Source organism: Paludisphaera soli (assembly GCF_011064595.1).
Taxonomy (GTDB): Bacteria; Planctomycetota; Planctomycetia; order Isosphaerales; family Isosphaeraceae; genus Paludisphaera; species Paludisphaera soli.
Map to the genome: position 1 here is coordinate 25035 of NZ_JAALJI010000044.1, position 7212 is coordinate 32246.

Annotated in this window: 8 protein-coding genes; 3 read left to right on the top strand and 5 right to left on the bottom strand. The window is 71.2% G+C overall.

All coding sequences use genetic code 11. The annotated features are described in order from the left end of the window. Positions 1-37: 37 nt before the first annotated feature. From G6O68_RS29685 to G6O68_RS29695, 3 genes are read right to left on the bottom strand one after another with little or no spacing between them, the layout of a single operon-like run. Positions 38-1948: a hypothetical protein gene (locus G6O68_RS29685; RefSeq protein WP_165253022.1), complete on the bottom strand. Its 1911-nt coding sequence runs from the start codon at positions 1946-1948 to the stop codon at positions 38-40. Next, positions 1902-2825 (bottom strand): archaetidylserine decarboxylase, encoded by a 924-nt coding sequence (asd, locus tag G6O68_RS29690; protein ID WP_165253024.1) that lies wholly within the window; start codon positions 2823-2825, stop codon positions 1902-1904. Before asd ends, G6O68_RS29685 begins: the two co-directional genes overlap by 47 nt. Then, positions 2822-4318, bottom strand: coding sequence for an FAD-dependent oxidoreductase (locus G6O68_RS29695; protein ID WP_165253026.1), 1497 nt, complete (start codon positions 4316-4318; stop codon positions 2822-2824). The genes asd and G6O68_RS29695 overlap by 4 nt, the downstream gene beginning before the upstream one ends. Before the next feature lie 387 nt (positions 4319-4705). Here G6O68_RS29695 and G6O68_RS29700 point away from each other — a divergent pair, with 387 nt between their 5' ends. The 3 genes from G6O68_RS29700 (at position 4706) to G6O68_RS29710 (ending at position 6017) form a co-directional block, all read left to right on the top strand. Beyond that, positions 4706-5026: a hypothetical protein gene (locus G6O68_RS29700; protein WP_165253028.1), complete on the top strand. Its 321-nt coding sequence runs from the start codon at positions 4706-4708 to the stop codon at positions 5024-5026. A gap of 320 nt (positions 5027-5346) precedes the next feature. Then, positions 5347-5664: a hypothetical protein gene (locus tag G6O68_RS29705; protein WP_165253030.1), complete on the top strand. Its 318-nt coding sequence runs from the start codon at positions 5347-5349 to the stop codon at positions 5662-5664. 71 nt (positions 5665-5735) lie between these two features. Next, positions 5736-6017: a hypothetical protein gene (locus G6O68_RS29710; RefSeq protein WP_165253032.1), complete on the top strand. Its 282-nt coding sequence runs from the start codon at positions 5736-5738 to the stop codon at positions 6015-6017. On the opposite strand, the gene G6O68_RS29715 is transcribed toward G6O68_RS29710, so the two are convergent. Together G6O68_RS29715 and G6O68_RS29720 are read right to left on the bottom strand one after the other, a co-directional pair. Continuing rightward, on the bottom strand, positions 5974-6750 hold the full coding sequence (locus G6O68_RS29715; protein WP_165253034.1) for a hypothetical protein: 777 nt from the start codon (positions 6748-6750) through the stop codon (positions 5974-5976). The two genes, G6O68_RS29710 and G6O68_RS29715, sit on opposite strands and share 44 nt — an antisense overlap. A 51-nt stretch (positions 6751-6801) precedes the next feature. After that, the coding region (locus tag G6O68_RS29720; RefSeq protein WP_206108256.1) for a hypothetical protein at positions 6802-7212 on the bottom strand (411 nt) is incomplete at its 5' end.

The window sequence follows — 7212 nt, forward strand, 5'->3', positions numbered from 1 at the left end:
GCATCGGCTGGAGTTGATGGCTGTTGCATGCGAGACCTTAATGGCTGTGCTTGCCGGGGTTGGTCCTGACGGCCGGGAGGTGCTTCCTCAGGAGGGCGTCGAACGCCGGCTTGCTGGTGCGGAACATGAACAGGTCGGCGGAGACGTTGTCCTCTTCCCGGAAGGGCGAGTGCGGCATCCCGTCGCGGCGGATGTATCGGAGCTGGATCTTGCGCAGGGGGACCTCGGCCCGCTTCCGCCAGAAGACCTCGAACTCCCGGGGCGTGAGGAAAAGCTCGGTGTGCCAGGCGACGCGCCGGCTCAGGGCGTGCATGAGGAACGAGGTGACCGGGTTCTCCTCCAGCCGATCCCACAGCCGGCCCAGGGCGTCGCGGGGCAGCTCCAGGGCGGCGCCGGACGCGTCGCCCGGGTCGTTGTAATACCGGCTGATCGTCACCCCGGGCGCGGCGGCGTGGGACTGGCGGACCTCGACGTTGGTGGCCTCGTCGTCGCGGAGGGCGTCGAGGATCTCGTCGGCGGCCGGCCGGAACCGCGTCTCGCGACGTACGAAGTAGCTCGCCTTCGGCTTGGTGCGCAGGAGGAGCCGCAGGACCACGACCGGGGACCGCAGGTCGTAGACGTTGTCGCGGAAGGCGTCCTCGTCTCGCGAGGCCGAGATGATCCGGTCCCGGGACGGGTCGTAGAGGACGACCCGGTCGATCGTGTCCGCGACGGTGGCATAGTCGACCGAGGAGCCGTGGATCGGTACGAAGAAGGAGGTGCCGAGGGCTACGTACGAGTAGTTCGGGATGACGTACAGGTCCTCCCCGAGCGGGGAGAGGCAGTCGAGGGCGTCGCGGATCGTCGCCCCGCAATCCGCCTTCAGCCGCCCCGGCCGGACCCGAGCGGCGCGCCGGCAGAGCACCGTGGAGACGACCGTCCTGCCGGGGTGGCGGTGGCCGAAGTGATTCACGCCGTTGTTGTAGCCGACGACCCGGACCCGATCGATGTTCCCCCGATGGCAGAGCGAGATCAACTCGCCGAACGAGCGTGGCTTGAGCGTCCGCACGTCGAAGGCGCGGCCCCAGGAGGTCCACCGCGACAGCAGCGAAGCCGCCAGGCCGGCCGCCTGCCCGACGCCCAGCCAGGCGAGGCCCGTCGCGACGGCCCGTGCGACCGACCCGCCGCGGACGTCGCGGTGACGCTCGAGCATCTCACGCCAGGGGGCGTTGACGCCCAGCTGCGTGTAGAATCGCTCACGGCCGCCGGGGACCCGGCCGGCAAGGTTCGCGTCCGACGCCGCCGGCGACCCGTCGTCCCCCCCCCGCTCCGCCTCGATGGCGGCGAACAACTCGGCCCCGTCGACGAAGCAGGATCGGAAACGGCCGGGGACCAGCGGGGCGAGCGATGCGAAGCGGGTCAGGAGCCGACTCGCCTCCGAACCAGGGCCCAGGACGTGGCCGGGACGGAAGACGGCGACCCTCGCCCCCGGCCCGATCGAACGAATCCGCTGCAAGGCGAGCCGCTCGGAGCCCTCGGCCTCGGCGTCATCGAGATGGACTCGGAAGCTGGAGACGACGCCGACGAACCTTATGGGAACTCCTTGAAAGGTCCTCAGCAGGTCGTCGAGATTTCTTAGATCGTCCTCGACGCGCCGGAGGCCGAGGACCAGGACCAGATCCACTTCGCGCCCTTCAGCGCCCGCCTGGTCGAAACGTCCGCCCGCCGAATCAACCCGCGAGCCCGGCCGGCTCCCTCCTGCGGCGATCAGGACGGCCCGGCCCGGCGCCTCCTCGTCCACGAAGGCCGCGTAGCCCGCCGCGATGGCGCGGCCCAGGTCGACGATGACGACCGGGCTCCGCCGGGCGGGGGGAATGGCGCCGGTCGTCGTCGCGAGGGGCTCGACGACCGCGAGGTCGTTCTCAATTCGAGTCGCCGGGGCGGGCGACCCGGAAGACGGGCTGACCATATCGGACCTTCTCGTTGGGGGACACCAGGGGCGTCGCCTCGGGCGTCGCCGAAGTGATGAGGACGACCGTCGAGCCCAGCCCGAAAGTCCCGAGCCATCCGCCCCGCTCGACGGGCTGCGGGGAAGGCCAGGTGTGGGACTCGACCCGCCTCGCACCGGGGCGGAATCCCGGCGCGTGCGGCGAGGAGACGTTGCCGACGCCCCAGCCGGCCACCATGACGACCGCGCACGGGGCTTCCTCCGACGCCAGGTGGAAGATGACCCGCTCGTTCGAGGTGTACACCGGGTACTCGGCCCGCTGGAAGGGCGGGTGGACGAGCAACCGCGCCCCCGGGACGTGCACCATGGCCTCGATCCGCCCGCTCACGGGGCTGAAGACGCGGTGGCAGTCGATCGGCGAGAGGAAGACGATCACGAACCGCCCCCCCTCGAAAGGGCCGACGTCCGGCACGGCGAGCAGCGAGGCGGCCGAGTACTCGATTCCCTTGACGGTCAGGATGCGGCCGTTCTCCACGCGGCCGACGTCCTGGACCGTCCCGTCGCAGGGGCAGGCGAAATCCCCCGCGTCGGCGGCGATGGGACGGCGCTCCGGCCTCACGCCCCGGGTGAACAGGTCGTTGAAGGAGCGGTACTCCTCCAGCGGGCGATCGGCCTCCGCCTCGTCCAGCCCCGGCGGGTACATCCGGGCGTAGAGATCCCGGTAGAGCCGCCGTCGCAGCCGCCGCGAGGGGATCGGGAGGCGGGACAGCCGGACCGCGGCGGCCGCGAGGCAGAGCCCGCCGAGCCCGCCGTGGATCCGGCGGGCCTGACTGAATTGCTCCCGACGGATCGAGAGCCGTCGGCCGAGGGTGAGGGGCGGAGAATCGTCCGTACTCATAGCTCGGCCGCCGCCTTCGAAGCCACGCGCAGGGCGTTGGCCATGATCGTCAGGCCCGGTCCGACGCCCAGCGAGGTCGGCAGGAAACTCCCGTCCACGACGAAGACGGACGGGTCGGAGTACATCCGGCAATCGCCGTCCAGCACGGCGGAAGCGGGCTCGCGGCCGAATCGGAGCGTGCCGCACTGGTGGGCCACGTGCTCGTGCGAGGTGTACTTCCGGGCGACGCAGTACACCGCCCCGGCGCGTTTCAGGATCCGCGTGACCGCCGGGGTCAGGTGCTTGCGCCGGGCGAGGTCGTATCGGGAGTAGCGGTGGGTGAGCTTGGCCCCGCCTTCGGGCCCCAGGGTTACGCGGTTGGCGGGGTCGGGCAGGTCCTCGACGAGTCCGGCGAGCGGCAGCATCCGTTCCCGGAGGAACTGCCGGACCGCCGCGGGGAGGAACGGGGCGAACTTCGCCGCCGTCAACGGCCCGGGCACCGAGAGCGACTGAACGAGGCCCATCTTGTGCCGGTGCTTCTTCGTGCCGAAGTAGTAGTCGGCGAAGCCGACCTGCTTGATGAACGACGAGTCGGCGGTCGTGGCCTGCGGGAACACGCCGGCGACGATCGTGGCCAGGTGGAACATGTAGTTCCGGCCGATCATCGGGTGGCTGAGCCCCGACCGCAGCAGCAGCAGGGCCGAGCCGATGGCCCCCGCCGCCAGCGCGTAACGCCTCGCCCGAAAGCAGGTCCGGAGTCCGGTGACGCGGTCGAGGACGGCGACGAGAGTCCCCCGACCGCCGGGCTCGCGAACCAGCCGCTCCACCTCGACGCGAGTCCGAATCTGGAGGGGATACCCGCGTGCCACCGCCGACTCCAACAACTGGGCGGAAGACCGTCGGGCGCCCGTCGGGCAGACATAGCCCGCGCACGCCCCGCAGCGCAGGCACCGCGCGGCGTCGATGGCCAGGGGCAGGCGGAACGGCCTCAGCCCCTTCGCGCGATTGGAGGCCACGAGCCGCTGATTCAGGGGGTGCAGGGGGAGGGGCTCTCCTGGGAAGCCTCGGGCCGGTCTGCCCAGCGGGCCGAAGTCGTCCTCCTCGCAGCCGGCGATGCCGTAGAGGCGCTCCGCCTCGGTGAAGTGAGGCTCCAGGTCGGCGTAGGAGATCGGCCACTCCCAGATCGCGCGGGGGATCCGCCGGCCGTAATACCTCCCCGGCTGGAAATCCTGGTCGCTCGGCCGGATCAGCGCCCCGCCGTACAGGCTCGTGCCGCCCCCGAGGATCCCTCCCATGTAGAGCCGCCGGGGCGACCCGTTGACGTCGACCTTCCGGTCGTCGTACGGGCCCTTGTCGATCATCATCGCCTGCTCGTCCTGGGAAGCGGACCCGGCGTAGCGATCGTCCCCCCTCTCCAGGACCAGGACCGACTTCCCCGCCCGGGCGCATGCGTAGGCGAATGCGCCCCCTCCGGCCCCGCCGCCCACGACGATCACGTCGAAGTCAAAGAGCATCCGGGGTACCTCGCGCGCCACTCCCCGGGGCCTCGGCCGTTCACGGCCGCGTTCAACCCAATGGGCCCGAGTATGGTCGTCACGCCGCGAGGCCGGCTCAAGCCCTCCGAGGGAACTTCATCAAATCCGTACATGTCATACATGGATTATGCGTCAGCCGCTCACGAACCCGCTCGCCGCCGGCCTCGGCATCCCTCGCCCCGACCGGTCGCGTCGTCCGGTCCCGGAAGGGGCCGCCCGCCGGGGTACAGGGGGATGAAGGGCTCGATCGAGGCCCATTGTTCGTCGGTGACGTCGCTGGGGTAGCGTCGAGTTTTCACCCCCTACTTCGCAGCCCGCCACCAGCTCGGGCCACTTATGGGACGCACACCGATCCCATACCACCCGATGGCGACCGCGGCCGCCGATTTCTCCATCGTCGAACAATCCGGCGCGGTCGCGATCTCGGCCTCGATCGTCCCGAACGAGACGGATCGCCGGCCTCACGAATGGTCGACCACCGTGGAGATGGACCCTCCGAATCCGGAGGACTCGGCTTTCACGGTGTTCGATCGCCTGGTCTATCTCGAGGCTGCCGTCCGCGACATGGGCGACGTGGGCGCCGCCGACCGTCGGGCGCGGATCGAGCGTCTCGCCATGGCCATGACGCGCGACGTCGACGCCCCCGGCGGACTGGCCCTCTCGATGGTCGTGGCGGCTCGTCATTGAGAGTACTGCGCCTCGCCGGGCGTTTCATCCTGCCGGGCAGCAGGCCTCACCCCAGTTTTGTCGATAGGAAATGGTCGCAGCCATCCGCCGAAGCCTGGCCGCCTGGATCCCGAAGGCCTGGCCGCCGCCGACTAGGCGTTCGATTACAAGCCGATCACCCGTGCCCACTTGGTCGAGTCCCTGGGGGCGGCCGCCGACGACGCGGTCCTCGCGCGGCTGCCGGATCGGTCGTCGTCCCCGAGCCCCGTCTTCCCCACCGACACCTTCGACCCCTTCGCCGTTTTGGACGCGTTCATCCGTTTCATCAGCGAGGTGACATCGTGATCCACCACGATCTGCTCAGACGCCACAAGTCCAACCGCGCGGCCGTCGCGGCCGCCGAGAAATGCTCCGCGGAGACCAGGCCCGCGATCATGGCCGGCCCGGCCGCCGGCGAGTCCGTCGAGCCGGGCGGATACCGCCTGATCGTAAGGAACGAGGTCGGCTCCGCCGTGACCACCGCGACGGTCGCCGAGGCCCTGGGGCCGGGGCCCTACGCGGACCTGATCGAATTCCTGCCGACCCGCGAGACCGTCGTCGTGACGGTCACGGCGACAATGGCGGTCGTGGCCGAGGCCGCGGCCTGGAGGGAGATATGACGACCGTCGAACGCGACGCCGGGGGAAAGGCGGGGGGGCCGGACGGGCCCTCGACGAGGAGGGGACGAGCCGTGAACGCCCAGCTCCTGGCGATCCGCGACCTGGCCGAGCGCTGGGGCGTGGACGAAAGGCGGGCGCGAGCGGTGGTCATCGAGGGCGGCCTCCCGCAGATCGAGCTGACGGCCGAAGGCAAGTACGTCCGGTGGCCCACGGTTCGGTTCCAGGCGTCGACGGTCGAGGCCTGGGAAGCGGAACGAGAGCGGGCCCGGACGATCAAGGTCGCGACTTTCGAGGCCCGCGTCCCGGCCGTCAGCCCGCGCCCGATCCGGGGCCGCCGCCTCGGGGCCTGGTGATCCTGCCGCGACGACTGGCCTGGGCGGCCGCGGCGAGGTCGCCCAGGTCCAGGTGCGCGTACGTCTCTTCGAGCATCTGGACCGAAGTCCCCAGCAGATTGGCCGCGGTCAGCGAGTCGACGCCTTGGCGGAGCAGTTCGGTCGCGGCGACGTGCCGCAAGGCGTAACCGCGGATCCGGCCCGCCCCCTCGGCGGCGGCCTTTCGGCGCTTGTAGCGTGTCGCCCCGACCAGGGCGTCGAGGGTCCACTCCGATCCGATCGGCGCGACGCGCATCGGGTCCGACGGGCCGCCCCGCCGTGGTCTCGCAGCCTCATCAGGGCCCGGCGGATCGAGGGCAGGAGGACGATCGTCCTGAGCTTGACCGGTCTTCCGGCTGTGCTTCCACTCGCGGCGGATCAGGACCGCGAACGCGGCCCCCGTCGCCGTCCTCCCCGCGTCCCAGGAGATCTCACGCCAGGTCGCCCTGGTCAGCTCCGACGGCCGAGCGCCGGTCCAGATTAAGGTCCGTTGCAGCAGCAGGTATCTTCGGTCGGCCTCGGTCGTGGCCTTCGAGCGCAGCCATCGGAGCCGCGCGGCCGCCTGGGCCCGCGTGAGTACCTCGGCCTCGGCGGGCGTCGATCGCGGGCCTCGGAAGTCGGCGGACGGGTCGTCGCGGAGCAGGGGGGCCAGGCCGCCCCCGGGGTTCGCGGCCCGCCGGAACGCCGTCTTGATCCTCGCGGCCGCCATCGCCATGTAGGCCGGCGACAGGCTTTTCCCCGGCTTGACCGGGGAGGATCGTCGGGCCTACCGGCCCAGGATCGATTCGAGGTCGGAGGTCTTAACCGCGGCGGCCGGGATCTCGCCGAACTTGCGGCCGCCGACCGCGAACCCCCACGCCGTCGTCAGCGAGGAGCGGGTCATCCGATAGGTCACCGCCGCCACCTCGCCCCGCACGATCCGCCCGGCCAGGGCTTCGAGGTACGCCTCGAAGACCTCGGCGACCGCCAGGGGGCCCGGCCGCCAGGATCGCCGCCTCCTCGGCCTCGGCCGCCCGCTCGGCGTACCAGGCCCAGGCGGCCGCCTTGTCGCGCTCGCCGATTTCTCGGGGGCCGAGACCCTCCTGCCCGAGATCGTCGCCGCCCACCTCGAACGCTCGCGGCACCACCAGGGGCCGCTGGGCCTCGCCATGCTCTCGTCTCCTACTCGCTGGAGGTT

Bases quoted from the DNA above. Each gene is read 5' to 3' on its own strand.
- G6O68_RS29700 (WP_165253028.1), top strand. From the start codon at position 4,706: ATGGCGACCGCGGCCGCCGATTTCTCCATCGTCGAACAATCCGGCGCG.
- G6O68_RS29685 (WP_165253022.1), bottom strand. From the start codon at position 1,948: ATGGTCAGCCCGTCTTCCGGGTCGCCCGCCCCGGCGACTCGAATTGAG.
- G6O68_RS29715 (WP_165253034.1), bottom strand. From the start codon at position 6,750: ATGGCGATGGCGGCCGCGAGGATCAAGACGGCGTTCCGGCGGGCCGCG.
- G6O68_RS29695 (WP_165253026.1), bottom strand. From the start codon at position 4,318: ATGCTCTTTGACTTCGACGTGATCGTCGTGGGCGGCGGGGCCGGAGGG.
- asd (WP_165253024.1), bottom strand. From the start codon at position 2,825: ATGAGTACGGACGATTCTCCGCCCCTCACCCTCGGCCGACGGCTCTCG.